Origin of the sequence: Bradyrhizobium oligotrophicum, assembly GCF_051168495.1 — a bacterium.
Taxonomy (GTDB): domain Bacteria; phylum Pseudomonadota; class Alphaproteobacteria; order Rhizobiales; family Xanthobacteraceae; genus Bradyrhizobium; species Bradyrhizobium oligotrophicum_A.
The window spans coordinates 64,937-81,857 of record NZ_JBNPVB010000027.1 but is presented as its reverse complement, the minus strand read 5'-3'; the positions used below and the strand labels follow the sequence as shown (position 1 = coordinate 81,857).

The 16,921-nt window shown below is 65.0% G+C and carries 18 protein-coding genes; 13 read left to right on the top strand and 5 right to left on the bottom strand.

The annotated features are described in order from the left end of the window. Positions 1–1,125 precede the first annotated feature (1,125 nt). From ACQR1B_RS33105 to ACQR1B_RS33070, 8 genes are all read left to right on the top strand, one after another. Complete coding sequence (locus ACQR1B_RS33105; RefSeq protein WP_434836974.1) at positions 1,126–2,274, top strand: thiolase domain-containing protein; 1,149 nt, start codon at positions 1,126–1,128, stop codon at positions 2,272–2,274. Continuing rightward, complete coding sequence (locus ACQR1B_RS33100; RefSeq protein WP_434836975.1) at positions 2,274–2,663, top strand: Zn-ribbon domain-containing OB-fold protein; 390 nt, start codon at positions 2,274–2,276, stop codon at positions 2,661–2,663. Before ACQR1B_RS33105 ends, ACQR1B_RS33100 begins: the two co-directional genes overlap by 1 nt. 472 nt (positions 2,664–3,135) lie before the next feature. Further along, on the top strand, positions 3,136–3,996 hold the full coding sequence (locus tag ACQR1B_RS33095; RefSeq protein ID WP_434836976.1) for a MaoC/PaaZ C-terminal domain-containing protein: 861 nt from the start codon (positions 3,136–3,138) through the stop codon (positions 3,994–3,996). Positions 3,997–4,196: 200 nt separating this feature from the next. Next, positions 4,197–5,075: an SDR family oxidoreductase gene (locus ACQR1B_RS33090; RefSeq protein WP_434836977.1), complete on the top strand. Its 879-nt coding sequence runs from the start codon at positions 4,197–4,199 to the stop codon at positions 5,073–5,075. Between the two features lie 75 nt (positions 5,076–5,150). Beyond that, on the top strand, positions 5,151–6,104 hold the full coding sequence (locus ACQR1B_RS33085; protein WP_434836978.1) for a dihydrodipicolinate synthase family protein: 954 nt from the start codon (positions 5,151–5,153) through the stop codon (positions 6,102–6,104). Between the two features lie 2 nt (positions 6,105–6,106). After that, the gene (locus tag ACQR1B_RS33080) at positions 6,107–6,910 is read left to right on the top strand and encodes an NUDIX hydrolase (protein WP_434836979.1); all 804 of its coding nucleotides are present in this window, start codon (positions 6,107–6,109) and stop codon (positions 6,908–6,910) included. Positions 6,911–7,023: 113 nt separating this feature from the next. Further along, a complete protein-coding gene (locus ACQR1B_RS33075) occupies positions 7,024–9,705 on the top strand; it encodes a PAS domain-containing protein (RefSeq protein ID WP_434836980.1) in 2,682 nt (893 codons plus the stop codon). Positions 9,706–9,861: 156 nt separating this feature from the next. Continuing rightward, positions 9,862–10,308, top strand: coding sequence for a hypothetical protein (locus ACQR1B_RS33070; protein ID WP_434837047.1), 447 nt, complete (start codon positions 9,862–9,864; stop codon positions 10,306–10,308). Positions 10,309–10,321: 13 nt separating this feature from the next. On the opposite strand, the gene ACQR1B_RS33065 is transcribed toward ACQR1B_RS33070, so the two are convergent. Next, positions 10,322–10,705: a VOC family protein gene (locus ACQR1B_RS33065; protein WP_434836981.1), complete on the bottom strand. Its 384-nt coding sequence runs from the start codon at positions 10,703–10,705 to the stop codon at positions 10,322–10,324. A 219-nt stretch (positions 10,706–10,924) separates the two neighbouring features. Here ACQR1B_RS33065 and ACQR1B_RS33060 point away from each other — a divergent pair, with 219 nt between their 5' ends. The 4 genes from ACQR1B_RS33060 to ACQR1B_RS33045 all read left to right on the top strand — a co-directional run bounded on the left by ACQR1B_RS33060 (position 10,925) and on the right by ACQR1B_RS33045 (position 13,416). After that, complete coding sequence (locus ACQR1B_RS33060; RefSeq protein WP_434836982.1) at positions 10,925–11,638, top strand: hypothetical protein; 714 nt, start codon at positions 10,925–10,927, stop codon at positions 11,636–11,638. 117 nt (positions 11,639–11,755) lie between these two features. Continuing rightward, complete coding sequence (locus ACQR1B_RS33055) at positions 11,756–12,253, top strand: hypothetical protein (protein ID WP_434836983.1); 498 nt, start codon at positions 11,756–11,758, stop codon at positions 12,251–12,253. Positions 12,254–12,421: 168 nt separating this feature from the next. Further along, positions 12,422–12,835, top strand: a complete 414-nt coding sequence (locus tag ACQR1B_RS33050; protein WP_434836984.1) for a DUF3775 domain-containing protein — start codon at positions 12,422–12,424, stop codon at positions 12,833–12,835. A gap of 134 nt (positions 12,836–12,969) precedes the next feature. Then, complete coding sequence (locus ACQR1B_RS33045) at positions 12,970–13,416, top strand: host attachment protein (RefSeq protein ID WP_434836985.1); 447 nt, start codon at positions 12,970–12,972, stop codon at positions 13,414–13,416. A 76-nt stretch (positions 13,417–13,492) separates the two neighbouring features. Here the strand turns inward: ACQR1B_RS33045 and ACQR1B_RS33040 are convergent, their stop codons facing one another. Beyond that, the gene (locus ACQR1B_RS33040) at positions 13,493–13,687 is read right to left on the bottom strand and encodes a hypothetical protein (protein ID WP_434836986.1); all 195 of its coding nucleotides are present in this window, start codon (positions 13,685–13,687) and stop codon (positions 13,493–13,495) included. A gap of 134 nt (positions 13,688–13,821) precedes the next feature. Continuing rightward, positions 13,822–14,010, bottom strand: a complete 189-nt coding sequence (locus ACQR1B_RS33035) for a hypothetical protein (protein WP_434837048.1) — start codon at positions 14,008–14,010, stop codon at positions 13,822–13,824. Positions 14,011–14,450: 440 nt separating this feature from the next. On the opposite strand from ACQR1B_RS33035, the gene ACQR1B_RS33030 reads away from it, so the two are divergent. Then, on the top strand, positions 14,451–14,690 hold the full coding sequence (locus tag ACQR1B_RS33030; RefSeq protein ID WP_434836987.1) for a hypothetical protein: 240 nt from the start codon (positions 14,451–14,453) through the stop codon (positions 14,688–14,690). Between the two features lie 97 nt (positions 14,691–14,787). Here the strand turns inward: ACQR1B_RS33030 and ACQR1B_RS33025 are convergent, their stop codons facing one another. Together ACQR1B_RS33025 and ACQR1B_RS33020 are read right to left on the bottom strand one after the other, a co-directional pair. Then, positions 14,788–15,000: a hypothetical protein gene (locus ACQR1B_RS33025; RefSeq protein WP_434836988.1), complete on the bottom strand. Its 213-nt coding sequence runs from the start codon at positions 14,998–15,000 to the stop codon at positions 14,788–14,790. A gap of 128 nt (positions 15,001–15,128) precedes the next feature. Then, a complete protein-coding gene (locus ACQR1B_RS33020) occupies positions 15,129–16,316 on the bottom strand; it encodes an acyltransferase family protein (protein ID WP_434836989.1) in 1,188 nt (395 codons plus the stop codon). Between the last annotated feature and the right edge of the window lie 605 nt (positions 16,317–16,921).

The window sequence follows — 16,921 nt, the reverse complement described above, 5'->3', positions numbered from 1 at the left end:
AAACCAACCGCCCCTCGAAAAAACAACCCTATCAAACGAGACTTGACTCACAAGACCCCATATGAGGGTGGGCAAAGCGCCGCCAACGGCGGCGCGTGCCCACCATCCAACCGCGGCTTTAGAAACATGGTGGGCACGTCACGACGCTACGCGTCGCGCCTTTGTCCACCCTACGAGATGCCCGCCGCGCCGAGCCCGCCATCACCCGAGCGATGTATCTTCTCTCGCGTCGTTCCGGGGTGCGCTCGCAATGATGTGGTGAGAGCTAGCCCGCATGAGCGAAGCGACATGCGGGACGATCTTCCAGGGCATCGCTGCGCTCACCCGGGCTACGGTCGGCTTCCGGTAAATTCCGTTTTTCAGATTTATATTGACGAATATCAGAAGACGTGCTCTACTCCACACATCCCGCCTCATCGGAAGGGGCGTTGCGCGCGATCGTCACGACACGCGAGGCGGGGAGCGATGGCCGCGAGGGAGCCGCAGCGTGTCCGAGAGGGCGCGCGGACGAACGGCTCGGCGCGGACGTGAAGTCGCAGCGTGCTGGCACCCCGATGCTGGTGTCACGTTCGCGACGGCGCTTGCGCGCCGCGCGGGCAATGGTGGCCAGAAAGCCCGGCGCACCAGGCAGACTGCGTATAAGCGTGAAGACCGTCGCGCAGGGAAGGCCGGGCGTTCTCGGCTGCACCTGTGGTACCTGCCGCCTGCATTTTTTTCGCAGGCGGGCCGCAGGCGTCAGCCGACGCCTGGCCTTCCCTGCGCCCTCTGATTTGATGAGGGCGAACGAGACCAGCATGACCCGGGCAGTGTCTGTCGCGGGGCTGTGATGTCATGCGTAGTTCGATATGAGCACGATCGCTCGTCATCACCGGTGTCGTCCCGGGCTTGACCCGGGACCCATATCCACAGGGAGACGTTGTCGCGCACGCTGGTCGACCATCGCGCTTAACAACATTGGCCGGTGGGTATGGGTCCCGGGTCAAGCCCGGGACGACGGCGGAGTGAAGGGCGAGACCATGCTTCATCTCCACCCCGCGGAATATTTTCCGCGCTTGCCAACCCTCATGCAACGGTCCAAAAAATCTCCAACCATTCGGGACGAAACGACAGGAAGCGGAGACGGAATTGACCATCAAGGGCAAGGCCTACATTGCCGGGATCTACGAGCATCCCACCCGGCACGCACCGGACAAATCCACCGCGCAGCTGCATGCCGAGGTCGCCAAGGGCGCGCTGGAGGATGCGGGTCTCAGCGCGAAGGATGTCGACGGCTATTTCTGCGCGGGCGATGCGCCGGGCGGTGCGTGGCCGATGGTCGATTATCTTGGTCTCAAGGTGCGGCACATCGACTCCACCGAAACCGGCGGCTGCTCCTATCTCATTCATGTCGGACACGCCGCCGAGGCGATCGCTGCCGGCAAGTGCTCGATCGCGCTGATCACGCTGGCGGGAAAACCGCGGACCGGGCCGATGCCGCCGCGGGCCGCCGGCGCCGAGGCTGATTTCGAGGCGGCCTATGGTGCGACGACGCATAATGCCTATGGCATGTGCGCGATGCGGCACATGTACGACTACGGCACCACGTCTGAGCAGCTGGCCTGGATCAAGGTCGCGGCGTCGCACCATGCGCAATACAATCCGCATGCGATGCTCAAGGAGGTCGTCACGGTCGAGGACGTCTTGAACTCGCCGATGATCTCCGATCCCTTGCATCGCTTGGATTGCTGCGTCGTCACCGACGGCGGCGGCGCGCTGATCGTGACCACGCCGGAGATCGCCAAGAGCCTGAAGAAGCCGCTGGTGCGGCTGATCGGTCACGGCGAGGCGATGAAGGGGCCGCGCGGCGGCAAGGACCTCGACCTCACTTACTCCGCCGGCGTGTGGTCCGGCCCGCGCGCCTTCGAGGAAGCGGGAATCACGCCTGGGGACATCAAATACGCCTCGATCTATGACAGCTTCACCATCACGGTGCTGATGCAGCTCGAGGACCTCGGTTTCTGCAGGAAGGGCGAGGGCGGCAAGTTCGTCGCCGACGGCAACCTCATCTCCGGCGTCGGCAAGCTGCCGTTCAACACCGATGGCGGCGGCCTGTGCAGCAACCATCCGGTCAACCGCGGCGGTATGACCAAGGTGATCGAGGCCGTGCGCCAGCTGCGCGGCGAGGCCCATCCCAAGGTGCAGGTGCCGAATTGCGATCTCGCGATCGCCCATGGCACCGGCGGCCTCTTGGGCGTGCGCCACGCCGCCTCGACCTGCATTCTGGAGCGCGTCTGATGTCTGAAGCAAAGAAGCTGCCGGCCCCCGTCACCAATCCCGAGACCAAGCCGTTCTGGGACGCCGCCGCCGAAGGCAAGTTCCTGATCAAGCGCTGCACCGCCTGCGGCGAAGCGCATTACTTTCCGCGTTCGATCTGTCCGTTCTGCTTCTCGGACCAGACGGTGTGGGAGCAGAGCGCGGGCGAGGGCGAGATCTACACCTTCTCGATCATGCGGAAGTCGCCGACCGGACCGTACGCGATCGGCTACGTCACCTTGAAGGAGGGGCCGTCCTTGCAGACCAATTTCGTCGACTGCGATTTCGATGCGTTGAAGATCGGCCAGAAGGTGAAGGTGGTGTTCAAGCCGACAGACGGCGCCCCGCTGCCGTTCTTCACGCCGGTGTAGGTGAGGATGAATACTGTCTCCCAGCGTCATTGCGAGGAGCGAAGCGACGAAGCAATCCAGAGTCGCGGGCGTAACTCTGGATTGCCCTCGCCGTCGCTGTTCGGGTTATGGACAAGTCGCTTCGCTCGCAACGACGAGTCGGATTGATCGTGGCTGCCGCCACGCGAACAGTGCACCCTCTCCCCTTGTGGGAGAGGGTGGCGAGATCGAGCGAAGCGAGATTGAGCCGGGTGAGGGGTCTCTCTCCGCACGAGCGGTGCCGCTGTGGAGGCAACCCCTCACCCGAGTGAGGCTGGGGCTGGCAGTTGTGTAGCCCTCTCCCACAAGGGGAGAGGGCGCAGTCATTGGCACAGGAGAAGTGCGTAGGGTGGGCAAAGGCGCAGAGCGCCGTGCCCACCATTCTACCAAGAGAAAGGCGGTGGGCACGCTGCGCTTTGCCCACCCGACAACGAACAAGGTCCGGGGAAGCGACATGCCGATCAATTACGATGAGCTGATGGCGATGAAGGTGATCGGGCAGGCTTATGCCTACACCGATCGCGAGGTGATGTTGTACGCCTATGGCATCGGCATGGGCGCGGATCCGATGGATGAGAAGGAGCTCGCCTTCGTCAACGAGGCGACCGCCGAGCCGCGGCCGCTGAAGGTGGTGCCGACCTTCGCCTCCGTCGCCGCGTGGGGCGCAGGCCCCGGCGACATGAAGCTGAACCGCGTGCTGGTGGTCGACGGCGAGCGCGACATCACGTTCCACAAGCCGCTCGCTGTGGCGGCGAAGATCACCGCCGACTCCTCGGTGCTCGCGGTGTCCGACAAGGGCAAGGACAAGGGCGCCGTCATCCGCCATCAGACCATTCTGCGCGATGAGGGCGGCGCGCCGCTGGCGACGCTGGTGGCCTCGCGCTTCGCCCGTGGCGATGGCGGCTTCGGCGGCCCCGCGGGCGGCATTCCCGAGCCTCATCCAGTGCCGTCGCGCGCGCCGGATCGCAGCGTCGACATCGCGACGCGGCCTGACCAGGCGCTGATCTACCGCCTGTGCGGCGATCGCAACCCGCTGCACAGCGATCCAGAGTTCGCCCGCCGCGCCGGATTTCCGCGGCCGATCCTGCACGGCATGTGCACCTACGGCCTGACCTGCCGCGCCGTGCTGCAGACCTACGCCGACTACGATGCCTCAGCATTCCGCCAGCACGCCGTGCGGTTCTCCTCGCCGGTGTTTCCCGGCGAGACCGTGACCGTCGACCTCTGGAAGGACGGCGACGTGATCTCGTTCGAGGCGCGGGTGAAAGCGCGCAACGTCACCGTGATCAAGAACGGCAAGACGGTGCTGAGTTAGGAAGGCGCGGACCGTGGTCTCCCTCTCCCCGTTCTTCACGGGGAGAGGGTGGGGTGAGGGGCAGCCACAACCACCGGACTCGCGGAGAGTCCCCCTCACCCGGATCGCATCTTGCGATGCGATCCGACCTCTCCCCGCACGCGGGGAGAGGTGCAGAAGCGGCACGATCGCCGCAACGATAAAGCGAGGAGGAGACACCCATGGGACTGCTCGACGGCAAGGTGGCGCTGATCACCGGCGCAGGCGGCGGTCTCGGTGAGGCCTATGCGAAACTATTCGCGCGCGAGGGCGCCGCCGTCGTCGTCAACGATCTCGGCGGGCCGCGCGACGGCTCGGGCTCGGATCTATCGATGGCCGAGCAGGTGGTCGCCGCGATCACCGCCGTGGGCGGCCGTGCGGTGGCCAACGGCGCCGATATCTCCACCATGGCCGGCGGCCAGTCGGTGTTCGACGATGCCATCCGTCATTTCGGCCGCGCCGATATCCTGGTCAACAATGCCGGCATCCTCCGCGACCAGACGTTTGCGAAGTCCAGCGAGGCCGACTGGGACAAGGTGATCCAGGTGCATCTCAAAGGCACCTTCTGCTGCACGCTCCCCGTGTTCAGGTGGATGCGCGACAATGGCGGCGGCGTCATCGTCAACACCTCCTCGACCTCGGGCCTGATCGGCAATTTCGGCCAGTCCAACTACGGTGCGGCCAAGGGCGGTATCTGGGGCCTCTCGAACGTCCTGGCCATTGAGGGCCGCAAATACAATATCCGGGTTTGGACCCTGGCGCCCGGCGCGCTGACCCGCATGACCGCGGACCTGCCGCGCTACAAGGAGAATCCGGGTGCGGCGCTGACGCCGGAGAGCATCGCACCCGCTGTGCTGTACATGGTCAGCCACCTCTCGGGCGACCAGACCGGCAAGGTGCTCGGCGTTTCCGCAGCGCGAGGGGTGCGTGAGTTGCGTATGATGGAAATGGACGGCTGGACGCCGCCATCCTCGGCCTGGGGGCCTGAGGAGATCGCCGAACATGCAGAGGAGATATTCTTTTCGGAGGCCGAGATTCGAAAGTCCGCCCGGCGGTTTTAATGTATGTCTGCGGTCATTTCGCGCCAGCGCCTGACGGGCGGCGCGGAACGACGGCAGAGAGATTGGAGACGAATGATGAAACTCACCCCTGCGGCCAAAGGCACCTTCGCGATCGCGCCGACGCCGTTCCATGATGACGGCCGCATCGACGAGGCCTCGATCGACCGCCTGGTCGATTTCTATGCCGAGGCGGGCTGTGACGGCATCACGGTGCTGGGCATCATGGGGGAGGCGCCGAAGCTGGATGCGGCGGAATCGGCCGAGGTCGCGATCCGCTTCGTCAAGCGTGCGAAGACCATGCAGATCATCGTCGGCGTGTCCTCGCCCGGCTTTGCGACCATGCGTGCGCTGGCCCGTGCCACGATGGATGCGGGCGCCGCCGGCGTCATGATCGCGCCGCCGCCGTCGCTCCGCACCGACGACCAGATCACGGGCTATTTCAAGCAGGCGCAGGAGGCGATCGGCGAGGACATTCCCTGGGTGCTGCAGGACTATCCGCTGACCCAGCAGGTCATCTTCACGCCCGCCGTGATCCGCAAGATCGTCATGGACAGCGCGTCCTGCGTGATGCTCAAGCACGAGGACTGGCCGGGCCTGGAGAAGATCTCCGCTCTGCGTGCGTTCCAAAAGGACGGCTCGCTGCGGCCGCTGTCGATCCTGTGCGGCAATGGTGGCCTGTTCCTGGATTTCGAGATGGACCGCGGCGCCGACGGCGCGATGACCGGCTACGCCTTCCCGGAAATGCTGGTCGACGTCGTCAAGCTGTCGCAGGCCGGCAAGCGCGACGCCGCGCACGACCTGTTCGACGCCCATCTGCCGCTGGTCCGCTACGAGCAGCAGCCCGGCGCCGGCCTCGCCGTGCGCAAATACGTGCTGCAGAAGCGCGGCGCGATCGCCTCCAGCGCCCAGCGCAAGCCTGCCTCCGGCATCAGTGCCACGGCCAAGTCCGAGGTCGACTATCTGCTGTCGCGCGTCGCGCGCTACGACGCCCGCGCCAATCTGCAACCCCGAGCCAGCGCTGCGGAGTAACCATGGCCGACGCTGCCGCCGTCCGTCCCGCCTCGACCGTGCTGCTGCTGCGCGACAGCGCGGCAGCACACGAGATCGAGGTGTTCATGATGGTGCGCCACCATCAGATCGAGTTCAACTCGGGCGCCCTGGTGTTTCCAGGCGGCAGCGTCGACAAGGGTGACCGGGAAATTGCCGGGATGCCCGAACTCTATTCCGGCGGCGACGGTGTGGAAGCCGAGGCGCTCGGCTTCCGCATCGCCGGCATCCGCGAGACCTTCGAGGAGAGCGGCATCCTGCTGGCGCGGCCGCGCAGCTCGGATGCGATGATCGATGTCGCCGCGGCCCGCGAGATCGAAGCCGCGCATCGCCTGGCGCTGTGCGAGGGCAAGGCGAGCTTTCTCGAGGTGCTCGAGACGCATGGCCTCGTGCTGGCGCTGGATGCGCTCGTGCCTTACGCGCACTGGATCACGCCGGAGGGGATGCCGAAGCGGTTCGACACCTGGTTTTTCCTGGCGGCGGCGCCGCCGGACCAGCTCGGCGCCCACGACGGCCGGGAGTCGACCGATTCCGTGTGGGTGTCGCCCCACGAGGCGCTCGCGGGCGGTGAGGACGGCCGCTTCAAGCTGCCATTCCCGACCACCCGTAACCTGATCCGGCTCGGCAAGCAGACCGCAGTGTCCGAGGCGCTTGCGGCGGCGCGGGACATGGCCATCGTGACGGTCATGCCCGTGATGACCAAGACGGCCGATGGTGGCCGCCAGCTGCGCATTCCGCGCGAAGCCGGCTATGATGGCGAGGTGTTCGAGTTCAGTGCGGCCGGTTAACCGCACAGGCCATTTTTCGTGCTGCTGACGGTGCGGGAACGCCGTTCGTTTCCGATATGTTCTTTTGGCCGCGCTGCGGCTCGTATATAGTGCGGTTCCGACCATCGGATCCCATGAGTAAACACGCTGATTTCGGTCTTGCCTGCGATCGCCTCCGATCCATGACGATCGGACGGATGATCTTTGGCAGCTTTTTGCTGCTGCTCGCCGTGATCACCGCGACCAGCATGGCGAGCGTGATCGCCATCCGCCACATCGACTCGACCTTTGCGGAGCTGCAGCGTCTGCAGGGCGTCGGCGACCTCGCCGAGGAGATCGATCAGCGCATGAACGAGCTGCGGCTCGCGGCGCGCGACTTCGTCACTGATCCCGGGTCGCGCTCCGACCGCGTCATGGAGGCGGCGACCGAGCTCAGCGCGCTTCTCAAGAAGACGCGCCTGCAGCTGGCACCGGAGCAACAGGCGACGATCGACGGCGTCTCGCAGCGGCTTGCCAACTACCGGGAGGGCATCGACCGGATCAGCGCGTTGATCGCGCAGCGCGCCGAGTTGCTGTCGGGATTGCCGGCCGCACGCGAAGGCTTCGAGGAAGCGATCGCGGGCGTGACCGAGCGCGGTACGGCGCGGGCGTTGTTCCGGGTGCAGAACCAGATCGGCGCGGCGCTGCTGGCGCGCGACCCGGCCGGCGCCGAGCAGGCGGCCCGCAGCATGCGCGCGATGCCGATCGAGGACCGCGCGCTGCGCGCCGCGGCGGACCGCTATGCCGAGACCATCATCGCCATTGCCGGTACCGAGGACGAGATCGCACGGCTCGACAAGGAGGTGCTGGGCATCGAGGGCCGGCTGATCGGGCGCGTCACCGAGCTGTTGCGCGCGCTGAGCGACAGCCAGGGCAAGGTGCTGTCGCGCGACTTCGCCCGCACCTTGGCCGAGACCAAATGGCAGAGCATCATCTTCGGCACGGCGGGCGTGCTGATCGGTATCTTCGCCGCATGGTTCGTGGTCCGTCGCACGGTGAAGCCGCTCGCCTCGATCGCGCGCTCGATCCGGGCGCTGGCGGGGGGCGAGAAGGCGACCTCGATCCCGCAGACGGACGTCCAGAACGAGATCGGCGACATCGCACGCGCCGCCGAAGTGTTCCGACAGACGCTGCAGGATGCCGACGCGGCGCGCGAAGCGGCGGTGCGCGCGCTCGCCGAGCAGCGGCTGGCCGAGGAGAGCTATCGCAAGCTGTTCGAGGCCTCGATCGACGGCATCTACGTGACGACGCCGAGCGGTCTCGTGCTCAACGCCAACCCGGCGCTGGCGCGCATCATGGGCTACGAGTCGCCGAGCGACCTGATCCAGGGCGTCAACGACATCGCCGATACGATCTATGTCCACCCGTTGGCGCGGGAGCGCTACCAGCGGCTGATGCGGCGCGACGGCATGGTGCGCGAGTTCGAATACCAGGTGCGCCGGCGCAACGGCGAGATCCGCTGGCTCTCGGACAGCGCCACGGTGGTGCGCGACGAGAGCGGCGAGGTGGTGCGCTACGAAGGTGTCGTTCGCGACATCACCGATCAGAGGCGCGCGGAAGACGCGATCGCCGAAGGTCGCAGGCTGCTGCAGCAGGTCATCGATACCGTGCCGGCGGTGATCAACGTCAAGGACCGCGAGCTGCGCTACGTCCTGATGAACCGCTACATGGCCGGCATCTTCAACGTCGAGCCGGAGGATGCGCTCGGACGCACCACGGCCGAATTGATGGTGCGCTATGGCGCCAGCAAGACCGACTCGAACGACAAGCGCGTGCTCGCGACCAAGGCCGGCCTCGGCTTCTACGAAGAGGAGTACCTCGATTCCTATTGCGTGATGCGGCAGTGGCTGGTGAACAAGCTGCCGCTGCTGGACGCCGACGGCGAGGTCGACAAGATCGTCACGGTGGCGCTCGACATCGGCGAGCGCAAGAAGAGCGAACTCGAGATGCGCAAGGCCAAGGAGGCCGCCGAGACGGCGCTGCGAAACCTGCGCGAGACCCAGGCCTCGCTGATCGAGGCGGAAAAGCTTGCCGCACTTGGACGCATGGTCGCGGGCGTCGCCCACGAGGTCAACAATCCCGTCGGCATCAGCCTGACCGTGGCCTCCGCGCTCGAGCGCAAGACCGAGCGCTTCAGCGAAGCGGTGACGCGTGGCGAGCTCCGGCGCTCCAGCCTGAATGAGTTCATCGAGACGAGCCGCAATGCCGCCGCGCAGCTCGTCGCCAATCTCAACCGTGCGGCCGAACTGATCCAGTCGTTCAAGCAGGTCGCGGCAGACCGCAACTACTCCGACCAGCGCACGTTCGATCTGGCCGATCTCACCGAGCAGGTCGTGATGAGTCTGCGCCCGGGCGTGCGTCGACAGAACCTGACGATCAATGTCGATTGCCAGCCCGATCTGGTGATGAACAGCTATCCCGGCCCCTATGGTCAGGTGCTGACCAATCTGATCCTCAATGCCGTCGCCCATGCGTTTCCGGACGGCAGGAGCGGCGTGATCGAGATCCGGGCGCGCGAGTCCGGGCGCGACAATGTCGAGATCGTGTTTTCCGACAATGGCTGCGGCATGTCGCTCGACGTCCGCCGCCGCGCCTTCGATCCGTTCTTCACGACGCGCCGCGACCAGGGCGGCACCGGCCTCGGCCTGCACATCGTCTACAGCATCGTCACCAACCGGCTCGGGGGCCGGCTCGATCTCGACTCCGAGCCCGGTGCCGGCACGCGCATCCAGATCATCTTGCCGAGGACCGCACCGCTGGAACAAGCGGCCGAGTAGGGGACGATCCGCCACACGCGCGCGGGATGTTTCACAACTACGTTAGATTCCGGATTGACTCTCACGAAGCCGCGATCGAATCGGATTTTGGCCCGGTAGATGCATTACCATCGGCGCACCCTGGGGTGGTGCAGGAGCCAGATGGACCAGATGGAAATGAGCAAATGGATCGTGTCCGGCGGCCATGAGCCGCATCGCGCTGATATCAGCAACACGGGTTCGAGGCGACAGGAGAGCGGACGCTGGAAGCCGCCCATCCAGGTCACCGGCGCGGCGCTGCTGATCGCGCTCGCCGCCCCGCCGTCACTGGCACGCGATCGCGGCCAGTACGCAAACTCCTCGCCGGAGATGAAGGCGTGGTTCGACGGGTTGCGCAGCGGCAAGGGCCCGTGCTGCTCCGATGCCGACGGCAGTGCGGTCAGCGACGTCGATTGGGAGAGCAGAGGCGGTCACTACCGCGTCCGCATCGAAGGCGAGTGGCTCGACGTCCCCGACGACGCGGTCATCACCGAGCCCAATCGCGTCGGCCGCACGATGGTGTGGCCGATGCACGGCTATCAGGGCCTCTCGATCCGCTGCTTCATGCCTGGCAGCATGACTTAGGCGGCGCGGCCGTTCAGGCGTATTTCTTGTCGCGCTCCAGCAGCTCGATGGAAATACCCTCCGGACCGCGGATGAAGCAGATGCGAACACCGGGGCGGATCGTGGTCGGCTCGGTCGTGAAGGTGACGCCCTTGGCCTTGAGCTCGGCGGCGACAGTGTCGATATCCTTCACGGCGAGGCCGAAATGATCGAGGCCCTGGTGTGGCGTCACGGGCGGCGCGTCGACCCCGTCGCCCGGCTCGACCTTGGCGATGAACACGCTCGCGCCGCCAAGCTTGACGTCGATGCGACCAGGATTGCGGACGATCTCTCCGCCGAGAACGTCATGCAGCCAGTTGGCGGTCGCTTCCGGGTCCGGACTGCGCAGATGGATGTGGTCCCACGTGACATTCAACATCGTCGAGATCTTTCGGAAAGTGAACCGCCTGCCGAGTGGCGGCGATTCTGGTGCGTCGGCAACGAGGCACATGTTTACCGGCTCGTCGCCGTCGGTGCCAGTCCGGCCCGTCAAACGGTATCCGGGCCTGCCCTCCAATTGTCGGCTTTGCCTGCAACCCTATCGATGTTTGCCGATTGACGTTTCCAGATGCCCAGCCGGACAGCCGATGGTGCAGACATGAGCGCGGGTCTCTCTCATTTGCCGAGCCGCAAGCTCGGTGCTGCGGCTTCGCCGGCCGTGCGCCGGCGTGCGGATGCGCAAATTCCGTTGGGCACCGCCCTGATGGGCCTCGCGGCGTTCGCGCTCATCATGTTCGGTGCCGTCGCTTGGCTGATCATGTCGTCGGAGGATGGCGAGACGGTCGACGGCGGCGGTCTTGCGCGGCTCGTGCCGGACACGTCGGGCGTACCGTATGCGGGCGATGAGGATGCGACCGAGCCCGCGCGCGGATTCTCGTCCGTGGTGCCCGGTGCGTCCAGCAGTTCCGACGCGCATGTGGCTGGGTCATCGACGCCGAGCCCGGTGCCCCGCCTCATGGACGCCAACGCGAGCCTCCCCCCGGCCAGCCCGCCTGTATCATCGGCAGCTTTGGACCCGGCAATTCTGTCCGGCCTGCGCATCAGTTCCCAGTCCTGGCGGCGCGGTGGTCTCGGATCGAAGGCTCTGGTTACCTTCACGCTGCGAAACACCAATACGTTCGCAATCAAGGACATCGAGATCAACTGCGCCTTCAGCCGGCGTGACGGCAGTCATGTCACGGATCGCCGGCGCGTGATCCAGGAAGAGGTTCGGTCGCGGAGCCGCAGGACCTTCGCCTCAGTCCACGTCGGATTTGTCAACGTTAACGTCAGCACCGCGAAATGCACGCTGGTTGCAGCGACGAAAATCTAATTATGTCGCGCTAGTTTCCGGCCATCGTTGAACCTGACCGGTCGGCCCGGGAACATAGTGTCATGATCCTCGTTATGAGGATGGTCGGCTCCCGGTGGGCTGACGGAGCGGTGAATTATGCCTATCTTGCGCTACTTTCTGTTTGTTGGCGGTACCTTGTTCGCGCTCCTGGTCCTGGCGGACGCTGTGCTTCCCAGCGTACCGCTGCCGGCAAGCTTGACGTCCGCATCCGATCTGCCGCCGGTGCGCATCCGGTCGGCCCGGCAGTGGCCGGAGCGGATCGTGATGGACACATCGGTGGCGACGCCGGCTCCCGCAAAGCTGGCGAAGGTGGAGCAGGCTGCGCCGGCCGCGACCGCGCAGCCCGCGAAGAGCAATCCGCGCGACGCTTTGGCCCAGATGCACGTCGGCGACGCCAAGTCACAGTCGGCCGCCGCCACGGTCCCCGCAGGGCCCCGCCTCGCGGCGAAGACGGCGGAGACTACGACCAAGTCAGCGGATACCAAGTCAGCAGACACCAAAAAGCGCAAGACCGCGAAGGCGGCCCATCCCGGCAAGCCGATGGTTCTGGTCGCGCAGCAGCCTCACTACGGCCCGTGGGTTTCGACCTGGTAGATTCGGTCCTGATCGCTGGTGTCTCGACCTTCAATCGCGCGCGGCAGCACCGTTTTGGATGCCGCCAGACTGCCTTGATCTTGCGCAAAGTGCGCCCCCTCCGGAGCGCCTAGCGTCACCTTGATGGGACGAGGGCGCGTTGGCCCTCGGACCCAGGGAGACTGCTACATGACCACCCCCCCGCCCAACCTCTCGATCTCGCCGGAGAAGGTCGCCTTCGTCGTAACGAAGGTTCATCAATATGAGATGGAAGCCTCCGAACCGGAGCTGCTCACCGATCTCACCGATGATGATTCGGCCCCGGGAACGAGTGGACGCGGCGTCAATACCGATCGATCCGAACTCGTTAGTTTCATCAGAGGTCTGAACGTCGACGAACAGATCGACTTGGTCGCATTGATGTGGCTGGGCCGGGGTGACGGCTCGCTCGAGAACTGGGACGAACTCCGCGCGCAGGCCGCACAGGCGCACAACAACCGCACGGCAAACTATCTTATGGAAACGCCGATGCTCGGTGATTATCTGGAGGAGGCTCTGTCGGAATTCGGTCTCTCCTTGGAAGATTTTGAAGAAAGCCTCTAGCGCGAACCGGCGTTGCGAGCCCTGCGACGATCGGCACCCACGCACTGGAAGGCCAAAGTGGAGCGTTCCGCATTGATGGCGGAGGCTCGAATCCGACCCTGCCTCGGGTCACGAAGCGATGATGGAGTAGGCTCATGGACAAAATGAAGGTCGGAACCGGCGACTGGGTCGTCGTTTGCGATGGCCGCAAAGCGCTGATCCTCGAGAACATCGGCGACAGCATGTTTCCGAACCTGCACACCAAGGAGGTGCATGAGCATGAGAATGAGCGCACGAGCTCTCAGGGATCGGATGCGCCGGGATCGGTGCAGCAGTCGTTCGGCCACGCGCGCAGCGCGGTCGAGCAGACGGATTGGCACGATCAGGCCGAGCGGGCCTTCCTCAGGCAGATCGCCGATCGCCTACATCACGCCGTTCTGTCGGGCGAGACCAAGGCCTTGACCATGGTGGCGTCGCCGCGTGCGCTCGGAATGATCCGCGCTGACTATTCCGACGCCGTGCGCAAGGTCCTGCATGGCGAGATCCACAAGGATCTGGTCAAGCTGCCGGTCTACGAAATCGAGAAGCAACTGCTGGCCTGAGCCGACTGCCAGGCGCGACAGCGGCGGCACGACGTCAGCGATCTCGCTCGCAGCCACTCCGCCGGCTGCAGCGAGATCAATGCGTGCCTTGAAGCGACGATGTGGTGTCCGGGACCGTCGGCACCAGGCTGGCGTCGCGGTGCACGGCGCCTTTTTCGACGATCTCATAGCCGCAATCCTCAAGCCAGGCGATGAGACGGTCCGCCATGGCGTAGTCCCAGGTGGGGTAGGAGCGGGCGATGACTTGGCGTGGTGTGAGCTTGCGAGACATGCGTTATCCTTGCTTCCCGATCTCGTGACCGTCGATGTCGCTCGGTGTTGTTGAACGCCGACACCGTCGGCCGGTTCCTGGTCGTTGCGCGTCCGCAATGTGGCAGTCTCTGGGGGCGCGACCGGCGCCGCTGGTCAGCAGGCATTGCTCGCTTGCGGCCGCAACTCCTCAGCCGAAAGCGCTGCGGCGCCGTGCTCATGCCGCTTCTCGACGATTTCGTATCCGCAGTGATCGAGCCATGCGATGAGCCGGTCGGCCATGGCGTGGTCCCAGCTGGGGTACGATCTGGCGATGACTTCGCGTGCCGTGAATTTTCGCGCCATGGTTTTGACCTGTCTCACGCTTCGCCCCTATCCGCCCGAAGCTGTCGCCGCTTCGTGGTGGAAATCAGTTCTTGTTGTTACGTCTGACGCGAAGAGATGACTTTTACCTTTCCTCTGTGTCCAGGCGTTCGCCGTCGTTTCCGAATATGGTAAAAACCGTTTCGCCGCGGTACCCGACCATTTCTATGGTCGGCTGTGGCGCAATCGTGCATGGAGCAAGGCCGGCTTGTGATCTGAGCGCGGTGTATTGTCACAGGCCCGGGCGCAGGCGGTGTTCAGCTATGGCAAGACCCCGGCAGCATCGTTGCAGCGGGCTGAAGCGCCGCTTGCGCGAACGAACGCCCCTGGAACGCAGTGAGACGTTCGCAGTTTTCAGCTGGGGCTTTCAGCGGCCATGCCGACGTCCGGTTGCTGGGCCTGGGTGCAAATGGAGCGGAGCAATGAGGCTGGTCTATCTGGTCGTGCTGGCTGCCGGCCTGTCGTCGTCGGCAGGGATCGCGGTCGCCAACGAGTCCTGCGGTCCTGGATGCCATGTCGCTCCCAATGGCGGCTGTGTCGTGAATGGCTGGGAGGTGGGCGCTCCGGTGTGGAACGAGTGTCCCGCAGGCGCGCGGCCGAGGCCGCCATGCGGCGCAGCATTCAAATGGAGCCGGACCTCCAGGGCCTGCATCATCAAGTGACTTCGGCGCGTGGGGGACCATTCGGTCAGAGCCCTTCCCCGAGCTGCTGTTGCGCAGAGCGGCGACGGTCATTCGCCGGTTCAGTCGCGATCCGAATTCAGACCTCGGCCAAAGGTGACGCCTTCTGCGCCAAGGTCTCGATGTCCAGCGAGAACAGACGCTGATCATCTGCATTTTCCGAATGAGCCAGCACCTGCTCGAACAGCGCAATGACAGCGGTCGTTCGGGCTTGCTCGTCGGTATCATCGAAGCTCGTGGCCGCGAGGACCGAGCCGTCGAATTCGCAGGTCGCCTTGATCTGAACTATCACCGTTGCATCCCATGCCGTGTGGTCGGATGCCGCAAAGACTGGCGGCAATCTTCTTAAATTCACACAAAATGCTCCGAATAAACTGCCGGTAGTTTTGCACCTGCCGTGCCGCTTGGCGAAATCCTTCGTCAGTTCGCCTTGGCAGGGATCACCTCGCGCGGTGCGCTGGTGCCGAACGCGCGCCGGATCCACGCGCGCGAGGGCGCCTCGATGAGCATGTAGGTGACCCATGCGGCTGCCGTCGCGATCGCAACGAACAGGGCGAGCCGAAGCACGAACTCGACGGCTCCGGGCTGATCGGGCTTGCCGATCATCGCGAGCCGGATCAGGAACGGATGCAGCAGATAGATCGAATAGCTGCACTCACCGCCGATGACGACGGCGCGGGACGACAGCCAGCTCGCATGGCCGTAGCGGCTGGCGGCGATGCAGAGGATCGAGAACGCCGTGATCTCGATCAGTCGCACGGTGAGCTCGATCGAGAACGACCAGCCGGGCAGGCGTGGCTGCATGAACAGCAGCACCGGGGCGCAGGCCAGGCCCGCGAGCGATAGCCAGAACAGCGCCGTCACCCGATAGCGCTCCGTGCGACCGGGCTGGGCGCGCGCACGGTTCTGGTAGATCATGGCTGCAAGGCATCCGGCCAGGAATTGTGCCAAGTGCAGATAGGGGGCGTAATAAGTGAGCCACTGCATCCCATCGTGCTGGAGGCTCGGCACTGCAGCGCGCAGCACGGCGTCGCCGAACGTGAAGAAAGCAGCGATCGTCAGCGCAAAAACGAGGATGTTGGCGGCCGCGAGCCAGATCATCGTCGACAGTCGGACGATGCCGGTCAGCAGGATGCAGACGAACGGAAACAGCAGGTAGAAGAACAATTCGACGCTGATTGACCAGAGGTGCTGGAGTTGCGGAACGACGGCGACCAGCATGGTGCCGTCCTGAACGGGAAACCAGGCCTGCGTCATCGTCAGGATGAAGCCGAGTGACGGCGCCGAGAGCCCCCGAGCGATCATCAGGTAGGTGACGATCGCCAGCGCGACTACGGCGTACATTGGGTAGAGCCGGGCGAACCGCGCAATCACGAATTCCCGAACGGCGCCTCCGAGGTTTTGCGCCTGGAAGCGTCCGGCATAGTTGAGCCACAGGACGAAGCCGCTGAGCACGAAGAACATGGTCATGCCGATGCTGCTGACCTGCGCGATCAGGTCCGCAAGCCAGCCATGCCCCAATGACGGCGCGCCGTGACCGAGGACCACGGTCGCGGCAGCGACGAAACGCATGCCGGTCAGGGAGCCGATGAAACGTTGATCATTCACGTTGAGACGTCGTCCTGGCGTTGTCGGAGCCGGGTCTGGTTGCTGTGCCGGCCTTGTCGGTGTTGTAAGATCGGTGGTCGACCCAGGCAATCCCGTGGCGACGCTGGCTTGATGTCGAAGCGCTGCAGAGCGGACACGCCGGGCGATTCTCGGCACTCGTCGCCGACCCTACTTGGCCCTCAGAAGCCCGGCACGCTCGGAGCGAACCGGGATGCCACAAGATATTTTAACCTGAGTGGCTGACCGGAGGGCGGGGTGGGCCCGGGGAGCCCTGCGTCCCCCAGTGAACGGCGGCATGGCATCGGACCAGCGACAAATCGGCGGTGAGATGCGTCTCGATCGACGATCTCGCAAACCAGTTCGATCCCTGGGGGTCGCGCACCCGGATCAATGAGGTGGCAGCGGCACGCGTCCGCGCTGGCCGTGATCGGGCCGACAGCAGCACGATCACGGCACATCACGCGGGCTTATCCGAGTGTCGGTGCCTCCGCTGTCATTCCCGACGTCTTCACTACTCACGGCCGTCGCCGTCGGCTCGCACTGACAGACCTGTGGCTGCTTCGTGAAGCAGCGGCGAATCCGACGCGCCCGATCAATCGGGCGTC